Genomic DNA, 13,560 nt, shown 5'->3' with positions numbered 1-13,560 from the left:
TAGTTAACTTTACAATTACAAAAAACAAACCATGTTAGAAGAGTTACAACAGCATTACGGATATTTATTTGAAGATGAATTAATTCAAGAAATTAATAATGTTGGTACTTATAAAGATATTCCTGAAGGATTTAAATTAATTGAAATTGGTGACTACATAAAAACAATGCCACTTTTAGTTAGTGGAGCGATTAAAATTTTAAGAGAAGATGAAGATGGTGATGAGTTAATCCTTTATTTTATAGAGCAAGGAGATACGTGTGCAATGACATTATCTTGTTGTTTAGGAAATTCTAAAAGCGAAATCAGAGCCATAGCAGAAACAGATACTAAGTTAATAATGATACCTGTTGCTAAAATGGAAGAGTGGTTAGGTAAATATAAGACTTGGCAAAAATTTGTCTTACAAAGTTATCATAATCGTATGTCAGAGTTGCTAGAAGCTATAGACACTATAGCTTTTTTAAAAATGGACGAGCGTTTATTTAAATACCTAAAAGACAAAGCAATGGTCAATCATAACGAGTTAATCCATGTGACACATCAACAAATTGCTAGAGATTTGCATACGTCGCGTGTGGTAATTTCAAGATTACTAAAAACACTGGAAATTGATGGTAAAATTGAATTGCACAGAAACAATATTAAGGTTTTAGATTTATAAGCGTAACAACTGTTACATATAATTACTATTTAAAATAGTAGTTTTGTTACCGATAATTTAACCTATGGATTTTACACAAATATTTACTTACGTTGCAGCTTTTTTAATTGGGGCTATTTTAGGTTTAATTGGCGGAGGTGGATCAATTTTAACAGTACCGTTATTAGTTTATTTTTTAGGATTTAATCCAATAATAGCAACAGCATATTCGTTATTTGTTGTCGGATCTTCATCACTTGTTGGTGTGGTTGAAAAATACCGTAAGGGATTAGTAGATTTTAAAACAGGCTTAGCTTTTTCTTTTCCATCATTTATCGCTGTTTTTGTTTCCAGAAGATATTTGGTACCAGCAATACCAGATGTGCTTTTTAATGTTGGAGATTTTGCTTTAACCAAAGATATGGCAATCATGATATTTTTTGCAATCATCATGTTTTTGGCAGCTTTTTCAATGATTAAAACAAAACAAAAAGAATCTGTTTCTGACGGTTCTCAACCTTATTACAAAACGTTTATTCAAGGTATAATAATTGGTGTTATAACTGGATTAATAGGTGCTGGTGGTGGTTTTTTATATGTTCCTGCACTAGTGCTTTGGGCTGGTTTGGATATGAAAAAAGCAGTCGGAACATCTTTAGTTATTGTAGCAATTAACTCATTAATAGGGTTTTCAGGAGATGTTCAAACCTTAGATATTGATTGGTTTTTTCTGTTAACTTTTTCCTCATTAACAATTGTTGGGATATTGGTAGGAGGTTATTTTTCTAAATTTGTTTCAGGAAAAAAACTTAAAAAAAGTTTTGGATGGTTTGTATTAGTAATGTCAATTTATATAATTTTAAAGGAGTTAGTATTTTAATTATGTATCTAAAGTTACTGTAAAAATTTAAAAACATTAGTAAATTTGAATAATTAAAAAAGATTTTTTAGCCTTACGGCGAATTTCTTTTAGTAAGAAAAATAGATTTAAAAATGAACCGAGCCATTTAGGCGAACACATTTTACAAAAACATAAAATAGAATTGAAAATGAAGATAGAGCAGATTTATACAGGTTGCTTAGCACACGCAGCATATTATATAGAAAGTAATGGAGAAGCAGCAATTATTGATCCATTAAGGGAAGTGCAACCATATATTAAAAGAGCACAAAAAGACAACGCAAAAATAAAGTACATTTTTGAAACGCATTTTCATGCAGATTTTGTGTCTGGACATTTGGATTTAAAAGAAAAAACAGGTGCTCAAATCGTATTTGGACCGACAGCACAACCATCTTATGATGCGGTTATAGCAACAGATGGTCAAATATTTGAAGTTGGAGACTACAAGATTAAAGCTATCCACACTCCAGGTCATACAATGGAAAGTACAACATACCTTGTTATTGATCAAAATGGTAAAGAACATGGTATAGTTACAGGAGATACGCTTTTTATAGGTGATGTTGGTCGTCCTGATTTAGCACAAAAAATAGCTTCGGATTTAACACAAGAAAAACTGGCAGGTTATTTATTTGATTCACTACGTAATAAAATAATGCCATTAAGCGACAACTTAATAGTGTATCCTAATCATGGTGCAGGTTCAGCTTGTGGTAAAAACATGAGTAAAGAAACTACAGATACTTTAGGAAATCAGAAAAAAGTCAATTACGCTTTGCGTGCAGACATGACTAAAGACGAATTTATTGCCGAATTATTAGATGGTTTATCAGAACCACCAGCGTACTTTCCTCAAAACGTTATGATGAATATTAAAGGTTATGAAAGCTTTGATAAAGTAATGACTAAATCTCAAAAACCATTAACACCAAAGGCTTTTGAAACAGCAGCTAACGAGACTGAAGCTATTGTTTTAGACGTACGTAATCAATCAGAATTTGTAAAAGGACATATTCCACGTTCTATATTTATTGGTATTGATGGTGGATTTGCGCCTTGGGTTGGTGCATTAATTGCAGATGTTAGTCAACCAATTTTATTGGTCATTCCAGAAGGAAGAGAAAAAGAGGTAATCACACGTTTGTCACGTGTTGGATTTGATAATGTAATTGGGTATTTAGAAGGTAGTTTTGAGGCGTGGAAAAGCGCAGGGATGGACTACGACACCTTAACATCAATCTCTGCAGAAGAGTTTGCAAAACGATACGAAGATAATAAAGACGTGGTTTTTGATGTTAGAAAAGATGGCGAATTTACTGCCGAGCATGTCGATGGAGCTAAACATACTGCGTTAGATAATATTAACAGTCATTTAAGCGAGTTTCCAGAAGACAAACCATTTTACATCCATTGTGCTGGTGGTTACAGATCTGTAATTGCAGCTTCAATATTAAAAAGCAGAGGTATCCACAATTTAATAGATGTGGCAGGTGGTTATGGTGCCATTAAAAAAACAGACATACCAAGAACAGACTTTGTTTGTCCTACAACATTAAAATAGTATTATAATTAATTTTATTAGTAAAAGCGCGTATTGCATTATTGTAATACGCGCTTTTTTGTGTAACATTAGTTACCGTTCAGGTGTATATATTGAGTTAACTTTATCTATTAATATAATGGTTTGCCTTACGGCGAAATAGTTTTACAAATCCTCAAACTTATATTAAAATTGAACCCAGCATTTTAGCGAACACATTTTACCAAAATTTAAAATAATATAAAAAATGAACACTTCAATAACAGTACAAAACTTAAAATGTGGTGGTTGTGCAAACACCATCTCTACAAAATTAGCGGAACTAGAAAATATCTCTGAGATTACAATAGATGTTGATAATAGTATAGTAGCGTTTAATCACAATAACCAAACGGAAGCTATAGCAGTAAAAGAACGCCTTAAAACGTTAGGTTATCCATCAATAGATGATGATAATAATTTGGTGTCTAAAGCTAAATCTTTTGTAAGTTGTGCTACTGGCAAGCTTTCAAAATAAAAAAAAGATTATGAAAAAATCCTATCTATTGGCTGCATTGACCTTGTTTTTATTAAGCTGCAATAATGCCAACAATAAAAAGCTTTCTGCTTTTGATTTACAAATGGAAGCCAATAAGCATCCAGGAAAAAAGTTAATGGAAATTAACTGCTATACGTGTCATAGCCCATCTGCAAGTCAGTCGGATAGGATTGGACCACCAATGATTGCCATTAAAAGGCATTACATTGATGAAAACACTACAAAAGCACAATTTGTAGAAAATATGCAAGCATGGATTAAAAATCCAAATGCACAAAATGCAAAAATGTTTGGCGCAGTAAAACGTTTTGGTGTTATGCCAAAACAATCCTTTCCAGAAGAGACAATTGCTAAAATAGCAGATTATATGTTTGATTATAATATTGATCAACCAGATTGGTTTGAAAAGCATTATAATGAAGAAAAAGGACATGGTAAAGGGTTTGGAAAAAGCCAACAAAAAGAGACTAAGCAACAACAAGCAGAAGTAAATTATCTTGATTTACCTTATGCGGAACGTGGCCTAAAGTATGCATTAGCAACAAAAGCGGTATTAGGAAAAAATCTAATGGGCTCTATCCAAAAAAAAGGAACCTTGGGTGCTTTAGCATTTTGTAATGAAAAAGCCTATCCCTTAACAGATAGTATGTCAGTGGTACAGAATGCATCTATTAAAAGGGTATCTGATAAACCAAGAAATCAAAATAATTTAGCAAATAAAAAAGAATTGACGTATATTAATTCTTTTAAAAACGATATTAAAAATAATATAGAACCAAAACCAATTGTTGATCTTTTAGACACTAAAGTGCAAGTGTATTATCCTATTACAACTAATACAATGTGCTTACAATGTCACGGTAAACCTAATCAGGATATTGAAAAACCTACGTTAAGTAGGCTTGCTAAATTATATCCTGAAGATAAAGCTACAGGTTACAATATAAATCAAGTAAGAGGTATTTGGACTGTTGTTTTTGATAAATAAATAATAATAAAATGAGTAAATTTTCAGAAATAATTAATCAAGACTCACCAGTTTTGGTGGATTTTTATGCAGAATGGTGTGGACCTTGTAAAACTATGAGTCCTATTTTAAAAGACGTTAAAGATAATTTAAAAGACCGTGTGTCTATTATTAAAATTGATGTAGATAAAAATCAAGAATTAGCATCTAAATATCAAGTTAGAGGTGTGCCAACGTTATTGTTATTCAAAAAAGGAAAACAAGTTTGGAGACAATCTGGCGTGCTACAAAAAAACGAATTGATTGATGTTATTACAGCAACATACTAATGGATTTAAGCGCAGATTTTTGGGATAATAGATACAAATCTAATGATATTGGTTGGGATTTAGGAGCTGTTTCTCCGCCATTAAAAGCTTATTTTGATCAGTTGACCAATTTGGATTTAAAAATTTTAATTCCAGGAGGTGGTAATAGTTATGAGGCAGAATATCTATTTAATAAAGGGTTTAAAAACGTGTATGTTGTAGATCTATCTCAAACAGCATTGGATAATTTAAAATACAGAATACCAGATTTTCCATCATCAAATTTAATTTTAGATAATTTTTTTGACTTAAATATAACTTTCGATTTGATTATTGAACAAACTTTTTTTTGTGCAATTAACCCTAGTTTGAGAGCTGACTATGCTAAAAAAGCTTCAGAAATATTAAATGTAAATGGTAAAGTTGCAGGATTATTATTTGATGCAGTTTTAAATACAACACATCCTCCTTTTGGAGGCAGTAAAACAGAGTATTTAGGCTATTTTATACCCTATTTTGATATTAAGATAATGGATGCTTCGTATAACTCCATAAAGCCAAGAGCCGGACGAGAATTGTTTTTTATTATTCAGAAAAAATAAAAATTAAAAACCTTATTTAAAACTGATAATTGTCATATTAAATATTAAACAGCAACAGTAAATTTGTGCTTTACGATAAATACTAAAATTTTAAAATTATGATTTCTCAAAACATCGCATTATATAGTTGGAGTAACGGAGTAGTAATGATTGCTATTTTTGGAGTAATTTGTTTATTACTTATTGGTTTTTTAGTGAAATCAATGTCTAGTAGTGATAGAAAAGATGACGAAGCAAAAGAAAGATAAGGTCCAGTTAAATTTATAAATAAAAAGAAGGAGCACATATTAAATGGGCTCCTTCTTTTTTGTTTACACTTTTTTTGTTTTAAAACTTATACTGTAAAAAAGCAGAAAAGTTACGTCCAGGCTCTGTTATTGGTGTTCTTCCAAAATCTTCCTGATTAGTAAATGAAAAGTTTAAATGGTTATTATAAGCTTCATCAAAAGCAATAATTACAGCAACACCTAAAGTTATATTCTTAACAGGATTTACTCCAAATCTGATATCTAAAGTTTGATATCCATCCGTTTCGGTTTCACCAAAACTTCTAGAAATATTATCTTGTTTGGATACGATGTTATATTGTGCATTTCCCCAAAATTTATCTTTCTTAAAACCTAAAACCAAGCGTGTATTAAATGGAGGTGTTAAAGGTAATGATTCTGCTAAATCTTTGTTTTTAGCATAGACATAAGCAAATTCAGTTTTAAAGTAATAATCATTTAAAAATTCGATTTCAGCCATAGCTTCAAAACCAGTTTTATAAGCTTCGTTTATATTTTGAAAGACTTTAACATTGGTTGGGTCTGAAGTTGGATTAAATTTTCTTGTTAATGTTGGATCTATAACACCAACAATATAGTTTTCAAAAAAGGAATAATAAAAAGAGGTTTCGTATTTAAAGCTATTAAAACCATTTTTTAAGGGTTGCTTACCTTTAAATCCAATTTCAAATTGATTGTTTACTTCTGCTTTCAAATTAGGATTTCCTACATATTCATAAGGGTCTTGTCCAACAGTAAAATGGTTAATAAAACGCTCGATCATATTGGCAGATCGCACACCACGACCATATGCAGCTTCTAAAGTAAAGTTGTCCGTTACTTTCTTTTTAATAGACAATGTTCCGCTTATATTATGTTCAGTACGTTTTTTTAAATCATATAAAGCTTCAAAATCGGCTTCTGGATCTTGAATATCTGAGGTGACATTATCATAACGCACACCTGCGGTGATAACCGTTTTTGGATTAATAGAGTATTTAGCTTCTGTAAACACGCCTAAATCTGCAATGTATGAATCTTGCCAAACCTTATCATTAAACGTTATGGGTGTTGTTAGCATGTTTCCATTCATAACTTTAACGGTTCTTTTTCTTCCTCCATCTCTAGCAATATGCATAGCATCTAGTCCAGTAAATACATTTAATTTTTCAAGTGGTTTCCAGTTTAATTCTAATTTACCACCTGCAGTTGTAGCGTTTACAGCAGATGATGCTTCCATCGTCATAAACGACGGTCTATTGTTATTGGTCATTAAGTGATCCACATAGCTGTAGTATACTTTAGCGGTTAAGGACTTAGCTATAACGCCTATATTATCTAATTTATAGTCTAAAGACAAAATGCTACTATTATCAAATTCGGTATCCATAGGTAATGCAGCATGTAGCACATCGCGACCAAAAGACTGCCTCCAATGGGCTTGTATACGTTGGTCTTCATTGATATTATACCCTAGTTTTATTCCGTAATCGGTACTTCTAAAAGAAGACGGTATTTCTACACCATTTCCATCTTTATAATTCCCGAAATCTCTATAGCCAGCATTAGCAACAATATCATATTTTTCTTGAATGTATTGTAATTGTACTAAATTGACTAAAGCGTTTCCGTTACTTTCATAACCACCAGATACTTTTCCGTGTAAACCATAATCTTCATAATCTGGTTTTTGCGTTACTAAATTTATAATACCTCCAAAAGTAGCACCATAACGTACGGTATATGGTCCTTTAATAATTTCAATTTTAGAAATTTCTTCAGGAATAATATGTGTCGTTATGGGATCCATTCTATTTGGGCAAGCATGCATAGCTTTGGTTCCGCCATCATACTGAATATTTAATTGCTCATATTGTGAAGCTCTAAAAGAAGGATCTATAGCATAATTACCTCTTTTAATTACTGAAAATCCATTGATGTTGTTAAATAAATCAGCAACATTTTTGGGTTGCACAATAGCTTGGTCATAATTATTAGCAACAACTGTTAATACAGGATCTTGGTTTAATTTTCCTGTAACAATAACTTCGTCTAATTTGGTTGTTTTTTGATTTGTAGTGTCTTTTTTAGTCTCATTTTGACCAAAAGACATAGCTGAAACAAGTATGCATAAAAGCACACTATTTATTGTTTTCATATATAGTAATATTATATTTAACTTAAATGTTTGGGGTAGATTAACTACCAATACTAAAAGTTAAATTATACCTGTGGAGGATGGAAACAATCGTTGATATTGTTATAACTATATAGGTTTTTGTAAATCGAAGTGTTTTGTTTTTTTAGATCGTTTTTTGGTTTAAAAATTAGCTTTTCTAAAGCTATAGTATATAAAAGTAGCTCTTTAAAATTAACTACATTTTCTGGTGTATCTTGATCTTTATCTAATGATTTTGAAACCTTATTCAAATGACATTTACCATTACATTGTAACTCAGGTTTATCTTTATTAATACATAAAGTCTCAATAAAACCAACAGGATCTAGTTTATAATAGGCATAAGTTAAGGAGACTCTTGTACTATTAAATAGTATAAGAATGGTTACACTTAAAGCGAATATATAAGTACTCATTTTCATTAGTGTAAAAATAAAATAACAGACTATCATAAAAGGTGACATTTGTTACATTACTGTAGATTTTATGTTAATAGCTAAATCTTATTTTAGTATAAGCTATAGGTATTGTTTAAGTGACAAATGTTACATATAGACACAGTCTTCTAAAGTAATTTTACAGTATCAATAAATTAAAATATATATACTATGAATACATTAGAAACAACACCACAAGAAACATTTGCAATGCCAAGAATTGGTGATAAAGCACCAGAGTTTACAGCAGTAACAACACAAGGAGATATTAATTACCCATCGGATTATAAAGGAAAATGGTCTATATTATTTAGTCACCCAGCAGATTTTACACCTGTTTGCACATCTGAGTTTATGACATTTGCACATTTAGAAGAAAAATTTGAAAAAGCAAATTGTAGTCTTATCGGTTTGTCAATTGATGGTTTATACAGTCACATTGCTTGGTTAAGAACGATTAAAGATAAAATTGAATTTAACGGAATGAAAAACATTGAAGTTAAATTTCCTTTAATCGAAGACATTTCCATGGAAGTAGCCAAAAAATATGGTATGATTCAACCAGGTGAAAGCAAAACGCAAGCGGTTAGAGCGGTCTTTTTTGTAGATCCAAACGAAACAGTTAGAGCTATTATTTACTATCCATTAAGCCTAGGTCGTAACTTTGATGAGTTATACAGAGCCTTAATTGCAATGCAAACATCAGATAAATTTAATGTAGCTACTCCAGCAGATTGGAATCCTGGTGACGATGTAATTGTATCTCCAGCTGGATCTTGTGGTGTTGCAGAAGAGCGTATGACTTCTACTGAGGATTTAGACTGTAAAGATTGGTTTTTCTGTACTAAAAAATTAGATAAGGATTTAGTTTTGGATTCAATCTTAAAAAAGTAAGCTAATTACCTATAAAAAGAGCCTCTTATTAAGGCTCTTTTTTGTACTTTAATATCTAAATAAAAAAAAATCATGATTATTAAACAATTTGAAGATAAGCCATTAGCTCACTATTCTTATGCAATAATTAGTGATGGTAAAATGGCACTTGTAGATCCATCAAGAGATGTAAAACTGTATTACGATTTAGCAGAAAAACATAATGCTAAAATTATTGCTGTTTTTGAAACACATCCACATGCCGATTTTGTGAGTAGTCATTTGCAAATACATAAGGAAACAGGTGCAAAAATTTATGTAAGTAAATTGGTTGGCGCTAATTATCCGCATCAAACATTTGATGATGGAAATACTCTTAATTTAGGAACGGTAACTTTCTCGGCTATTAACTCGCCAGGTCACTCGCCAGATAGTATTACAATTATTGCTAATGATGCAGATAATAATTATGCGATGTTTTCTGGAGACACCTTATTTATTGGTGATGTTGGAAGACCAGATTTGCGTGAAAAAGCAGGTAACATGAAAGCTAAAAGAGAGGAGTTAGCTAAAAGTATGTATCATACTATGCGTCATAAATTTAATCATTTACCAGACACAACAACTGTTTATCCAGCACATGGTGCAGGATCGTTATGCGGTAAAAACATGAGTACAGATGCATCAAGCACTTTAGGAAGAGAACGTATTGAAAATTGGGCATTTAAAGATTTAACTGAAGATCAATTTGTGAACCATATTTTAAAGGATCAGCCATTTATTCCTGCCTATTTTGGATTTAATGTTGATATAAATAAAACAGGTGCAGATAATTTTGAATCTACATTTTGTGGCATACCTTTTTCATTTGGGATAACCAATTTTAATAATGATGACAGTCTGATTATTGATGTTAGAAGCGCATCACAATTTAAAGAGAATCACCTAAAAGGAAGTATTAATATTATTGCAGAAACGGAAGATGATAAAGTAGAAACTTGGTTAGGTTCTATCGTTGCTCCTAATGAAGCGTTTCATTTAGTAATTAACTCAATTAACGACAGAAAAACAATACTTAGTCGTATTGCTAAAATAGGTTATGAAAAGCAAATTAAATCGATTATAACGCTAGGTGCCAATACTTTTGAAACATTTAAAGTATTAGATATTGAAGATTTTAAAAAACACCCAAATCAATATACTATTATTGATATCCGTAATGCAAGCGAGGTAGCAGAAGGTAAGATTTTTGAAACTGCGATTTCAATTCCTTTAAATCAATTAAGAGCCTCTAAAAGTCAAATTCCTACGGATAAACCTATTGTGGTGCATTGCGCAGGAGGTTACAGAAGTGCAGCAGGAAGTAGTATTATTTCTAATATAATTAAAACAGTTCCTGTATATGATTTAAGTGATGCTGTTAAAGCATTTACAACTTAAAAATAGATAACACACATTAATTTTGAAAAGCCTCTTTTTTGAGGCTTTTTTGTAATAAAAGTTACACAGCGTTTAAGCGTTGTGTCGTATTTTTACAATCTAAACACTTGGCTATGGAAGACATGCTCTTTTACGATAGGTTGCAGTTTGCATTTACTATCACATTTCATTATATATTTCCGCAATTAACCATGGGATTATCATTATTGATCGTCTTTTTTAAATGGAAACATTTAAGAAATAACATCGAAAAGTATAATAATGCAGCAAAATTTTTAATGAAAATTTTTGCTATTAATTTTACCATGGGAGTGGTTACTGGTATTCCAATGGAATTTCAATTTGGTACCAATTGGGCTAAGTTTTCAGAACTTACAGGAGGTATTATTGGTCAGACGTTGGCAATGGAAGGGATGTTCTCATTCTTTTTAGAATCCTCTTTTTTAGCACTCTTTATTTTTGGTGAAAAACTAATGGGACAAAAACTGCACTTTTTAACAGGTTTTCTAGTCTTTTTAGGCTCTTGGGCAAGTGGTTGGTTTATTCTAGCAACTAATGCTTGGATGCAACATCCTGTGGGATATGAGGTTTTAGAAAACGGTAAATTTGTTTTAGACAATTTTTCATCACTGTTTACAAATCCTTGGCTATTACCAGCCTTTTTGCATAATCAAATAGCTTCTGTAGTAACGTCTTCTTTTGTTGTGGCTAGTATTGGAGCCTTCTATGTACTAAGAAATAAACAAGTGGAATATGGGAAACTATTCTTAAAAACAGGTGTTATTTTCGGATTAATATCAAGTGTATTGGTTGCTTTCCCAACAGGTGATTGGAATGCTAAAAATGTTGCAGAATATCAACCAGCAGCATTTGCAGCTATGGAAGGGATTTTTGAAACAGAAGAGGCTGGAGCCGAAATTGTTTTAGTTGGACAACCTAATATGGTAGAAAAAAAGCTAGATAATAAAATAGCAGTACCTAACGTATTGAGTTTTTTAACGCATCAAGATTGGGATAAACAAATCCCAGGAATGGATCAATTTAAAGAAGAAGAATTGCCTAGTAATATTCCTGCACTTTACTATTCTTATCACATAATGGTTGGATTAGGTACTATTTTTATTGGTGTTATGGCGTTAGCGCTTTTCTTTTTATGGCGAAAAAAATTATACACATTAAAACCGTTATTATGGACTATAATGTTTTTGGTGCCATTTCCTTACATTGCAAATCTTACCGGTTGGTACACTGCAGAGTTGGGACGTCAACCGTATTTAGTTTACGGTTTATTAAAAACTAGCGATGGTATTTCGCCAACAGTATCTTCAGGAAACACATTATTTACCTTACTTGGTTTTGTCGCTTTATATATGCTTTTAGGCTTATTATTTCTAGTCTTAGTTGGTAAAACTATTAATCAAGGTCCAAAACCTCAAACACATTAATTATGGAAGTATTTTGGTATATAGCAATCGCTATTGTTTTAGCAGTATTTTTTGTTTTAGATGGTTACGACTTTGGTACAGGAATCATTCATTTGTTCTTTTCTAAAAAAGAAGAAGATAAAGAGGTTATCGCAAAATCTGCTGGATTATTTTGGGACTCTAACGAGGTTTGGTTAGTTGCTGCAGGAGGGATGCTTTTTATGGCATTTCCAACATTTTACGCTTCCGTTTTTAGTGGCTTTTATTTACCATTAATAATCGTGTTGTGGTTAATTATTTTTAGAGCAATTGGTTTAGAGTTTAGAGGGCAATTTAAATATCAAATGTGGAAAGACATTTGGGACACGTCATTTGGTGTCTCTAGTTTACTATTAGCCTTGTTTTTTGGTATTGCTTTAGGTAATATTGTTAGAGGTGTCAATTTAGGAGGTGTAGAAAATGGAGTTTCAGCTTACGAAGGACACTATTTTTTCTTACCCTTATGGGACAGTAGTTTTAGCCCATTAAGTGATACGCCAGGTATTATAGATTGGTTTACAATTATTATAGGATTAATTTCTGTGGTAACCTTGGCTATTCATGGTGCTAATTGGGTGATTTTAAAAACCAATTCGTCAATTAATACTAAACTTAAAGGTGTTATTTTTAAGTTGAATATCGCATTAGTAATACTAACCGTATTTTCGTTAATTGTATGGCAGGTGGTTAATCCAAAGTCGTTAGATAACTTTATGGATAGACCATATTTAATAATCTTTCCTTTTATTTATCTTACAGGATTAATTGGATTGTTTTTTATTAAAAAGTTAAAAAAAGAAAGTCACGGTTTTATGTTTTCTACCTTGTTGATTTTAGGAGGAATAACATCATCTTTGGCGTCTTTATTTCCAGTTATATTGCCTTCTATTAATACGACTCATCAGGATTTAACTATTTACAATACCGCAGCAGAAAATTATGGTTTGTCTGTAGCTGTAAATTGGGCAATTATTGGTTTTATTCTTATTGTTATTTACTTCATTATTCAAAAACGATTAATGGCAGGTAAAGTTGATAAAATGGATTACGGACACTAGTCAAAATTAACAATTATGACAGGTACTTTAATTTCATTAATTAGTATTCTTATTGGTATTATTGCTGCAAATACATTTGGTTATTTTAATAAAAAATATTCTTTTGGATTTATAGGTAATACGTTAGTTGGTGTTTTTGGGAGCATTTTTTTTATCAAGTCTTTTGGTAGATTAGGTTTTGATCCTTGGTCAATAATGCAAAATCAAGATATTAATATAATGTTGTTTTCTATTAATTGTATCGTCTCAGCATTAGGAGGTGTTTTAGGACTTGTAATTGCTAAATGGATATATAAAAAGTTGAATAAATAATAAAGTATTCATCAAGAGTGGTTTTGTTTC

At 31.3% G+C, this 13,560-nt stretch carries 15 protein-coding genes; 13 read left to right on the top strand and 2 right to left on the bottom strand.

Features of this window, described 5'->3' with window-relative positions; all coding sequences use genetic code 11:
- Positions 1–31: 31 nt before the first annotated feature.
- From B2989_RS13090 to B2989_RS13055, 8 genes are all read left to right on the top strand, one after another.
- Positions 32–664 (top strand): Crp/Fnr family transcriptional regulator, encoded by a 633-nt coding sequence (locus tag B2989_RS13090; RefSeq protein WP_145001399.1) that lies wholly within the window; start codon positions 32–34, stop codon positions 662–664.
- A gap of 64 nt (positions 665–728) precedes the next feature.
- Positions 729–1,523: a sulfite exporter TauE/SafE family protein gene (locus B2989_RS13085; RefSeq protein WP_292949229.1), complete on the top strand. Its 795-nt coding sequence runs from the start codon at positions 729–731 to the stop codon at positions 1,521–1,523.
- A 169-nt stretch (positions 1,524–1,692) separates the two neighbouring features.
- Entirely contained in the window at positions 1,693–3,108 is a 1,416-nt protein-coding gene (locus tag B2989_RS13080; protein WP_292949227.1) for an MBL fold metallo-hydrolase, read from the top strand.
- A gap of 226 nt (positions 3,109–3,334) precedes the next feature.
- Positions 3,335–3,604, top strand: coding sequence for a heavy-metal-associated domain-containing protein (locus tag B2989_RS13075; RefSeq protein WP_292949225.1), 270 nt, complete (start codon positions 3,335–3,337; stop codon positions 3,602–3,604).
- Between the two features lie 10 nt (positions 3,605–3,614).
- Positions 3,615–4,613, top strand: a complete 999-nt coding sequence (locus B2989_RS13070; RefSeq protein WP_292949223.1) for a c-type heme family protein — start codon at positions 3,615–3,617, stop codon at positions 4,611–4,613.
- Between the two features lie 11 nt (positions 4,614–4,624).
- Positions 4,625–4,921 (top strand): thioredoxin, encoded by a 297-nt coding sequence (gene trxA, locus B2989_RS13065; protein WP_145001409.1) that lies wholly within the window; start codon positions 4,625–4,627, stop codon positions 4,919–4,921.
- A complete protein-coding gene (locus B2989_RS13060; protein ID WP_292949221.1) occupies positions 4,921–5,502 on the top strand; it encodes an SAM-dependent methyltransferase in 582 nt (193 codons plus the stop codon). The genes trxA and B2989_RS13060 overlap by 1 nt, the downstream gene beginning before the upstream one ends.
- A gap of 98 nt (positions 5,503–5,600) precedes the next feature.
- Positions 5,601–5,750 carry a hypothetical protein gene (locus B2989_RS13055; RefSeq protein WP_193600109.1) on the top strand — a complete coding sequence of 50 codons (150 nt, stop codon included), beginning with the start codon at positions 5,601–5,603 and terminating at the stop codon, positions 5,748–5,750.
- A 79-nt stretch (positions 5,751–5,829) separates the two neighbouring features.
- Here B2989_RS13055 and B2989_RS13050 read toward each other — a convergent pair whose 3' ends face one another.
- Positions 5,830–7,926 carry a TonB-dependent receptor domain-containing protein gene (locus B2989_RS13050; RefSeq protein ID WP_292949218.1) on the bottom strand — a complete coding sequence of 699 codons (2,097 nt, stop codon included), beginning with the start codon at positions 7,924–7,926 and terminating at the stop codon, positions 5,830–5,832.
- A gap of 65 nt (positions 7,927–7,991) precedes the next feature.
- Positions 7,992–8,363 (bottom strand): hypothetical protein, encoded by a 372-nt coding sequence (locus B2989_RS13045; protein WP_292949217.1) that lies wholly within the window; start codon positions 8,361–8,363, stop codon positions 7,992–7,994.
- 192 nt (positions 8,364–8,555) lie between these two features.
- Between B2989_RS13045 and B2989_RS13040 the strand changes: the two genes are divergently transcribed.
- The 5 genes from B2989_RS13040 (at position 8,556) to B2989_RS13020 (ending at position 13,530) form a co-directional block, all read left to right on the top strand.
- Positions 8,556–9,278 carry a peroxiredoxin gene (locus B2989_RS13040; RefSeq protein WP_292949216.1) on the top strand — a complete coding sequence of 241 codons (723 nt, stop codon included), beginning with the start codon at positions 8,556–8,558 and terminating at the stop codon, positions 9,276–9,278.
- A 72-nt stretch (positions 9,279–9,350) separates the two neighbouring features.
- Positions 9,351–10,697: an MBL fold metallo-hydrolase gene (locus tag B2989_RS13035; RefSeq protein ID WP_292949214.1), complete on the top strand. Its 1,347-nt coding sequence runs from the start codon at positions 9,351–9,353 to the stop codon at positions 10,695–10,697.
- A 113-nt stretch (positions 10,698–10,810) separates the two neighbouring features.
- The gene (locus B2989_RS13030; RefSeq protein WP_292949212.1) at positions 10,811–12,142 is read left to right on the top strand and encodes a cytochrome ubiquinol oxidase subunit I; all 1,332 of its coding nucleotides are present in this window, start codon (positions 10,811–10,813) and stop codon (positions 12,140–12,142) included.
- Between the two features lie 2 nt (positions 12,143–12,144).
- On the top strand, positions 12,145–13,218 hold the full coding sequence (gene cydB, locus B2989_RS13025) for a cytochrome d ubiquinol oxidase subunit II (protein ID WP_292949210.1): 1,074 nt from the start codon (positions 12,145–12,147) through the stop codon (positions 13,216–13,218).
- Positions 13,219–13,233: 15 nt separating this feature from the next.
- Positions 13,234–13,530 carry a hypothetical protein gene (locus B2989_RS13020; RefSeq protein ID WP_292949208.1) on the top strand — a complete coding sequence of 99 codons (297 nt, stop codon included), beginning with the start codon at positions 13,234–13,236 and terminating at the stop codon, positions 13,528–13,530.
- The last annotated feature ends 30 nt before the right edge of the window (positions 13,531–13,560 follow it).

This window comes from Olleya sp. UBA1516 (assembly GCF_002323495.1).
Classification (GTDB): Bacteria; Bacteroidota; Bacteroidia; order Flavobacteriales; family Flavobacteriaceae; genus Olleya.
The sequence above is the reverse complement of the archived record's forward strand: the minus strand, read 5'-3'. Positions and strand labels throughout refer to the sequence as shown.

Coding starts and splice junctions, on each gene's coding strand:
- B2989_RS13090 (WP_145001399.1), top strand. CDS start 32: ATGTTAGAAGAGTTACAACAGCATTACGGATATTTATTTGAAGATGAA.
- B2989_RS13085 (WP_292949229.1), top strand. CDS start 729: ATGGATTTTACACAAATATTTACTTACGTTGCAGCTTTTTTAATTGGG.
- B2989_RS13080 (WP_292949227.1), top strand. CDS start 1,693: ATGAAGATAGAGCAGATTTATACAGGTTGCTTAGCACACGCAGCATAT.
- B2989_RS13075 (WP_292949225.1), top strand. CDS start 3,335: ATGAACACTTCAATAACAGTACAAAACTTAAAATGTGGTGGTTGTGCA.
- B2989_RS13070 (WP_292949223.1), top strand. CDS start 3,615: ATGAAAAAATCCTATCTATTGGCTGCATTGACCTTGTTTTTATTAAGC.
- trxA (WP_145001409.1), top strand. CDS start 4,625: ATGAGTAAATTTTCAGAAATAATTAATCAAGACTCACCAGTTTTGGTG.
- B2989_RS13060 (WP_292949221.1), top strand. CDS start 4,921: ATGGATTTAAGCGCAGATTTTTGGGATAATAGATACAAATCTAATGAT.
- B2989_RS13055 (WP_193600109.1), top strand. CDS start 5,601: ATGATTTCTCAAAACATCGCATTATATAGTTGGAGTAACGGAGTAGTA.
- B2989_RS13050 (WP_292949218.1), bottom strand. CDS start 7,926: ATGAAAACAATAAATAGTGTGCTTTTATGCATACTTGTTTCAGCTATG.
- B2989_RS13045 (WP_292949217.1), bottom strand. CDS start 8,363: ATGAGTACTTATATATTCGCTTTAAGTGTAACCATTCTTATACTATTT.
- B2989_RS13040 (WP_292949216.1), top strand. CDS start 8,556: ATGAATACATTAGAAACAACACCACAAGAAACATTTGCAATGCCAAGA.
- B2989_RS13035 (WP_292949214.1), top strand. CDS start 9,351: ATGATTATTAAACAATTTGAAGATAAGCCATTAGCTCACTATTCTTAT.
- B2989_RS13030 (WP_292949212.1), top strand. CDS start 10,811: ATGGAAGACATGCTCTTTTACGATAGGTTGCAGTTTGCATTTACTATC.
- cydB (WP_292949210.1), top strand. CDS start 12,145: ATGGAAGTATTTTGGTATATAGCAATCGCTATTGTTTTAGCAGTATTT.
- B2989_RS13020 (WP_292949208.1), top strand. CDS start 13,234: ATGACAGGTACTTTAATTTCATTAATTAGTATTCTTATTGGTATTATT.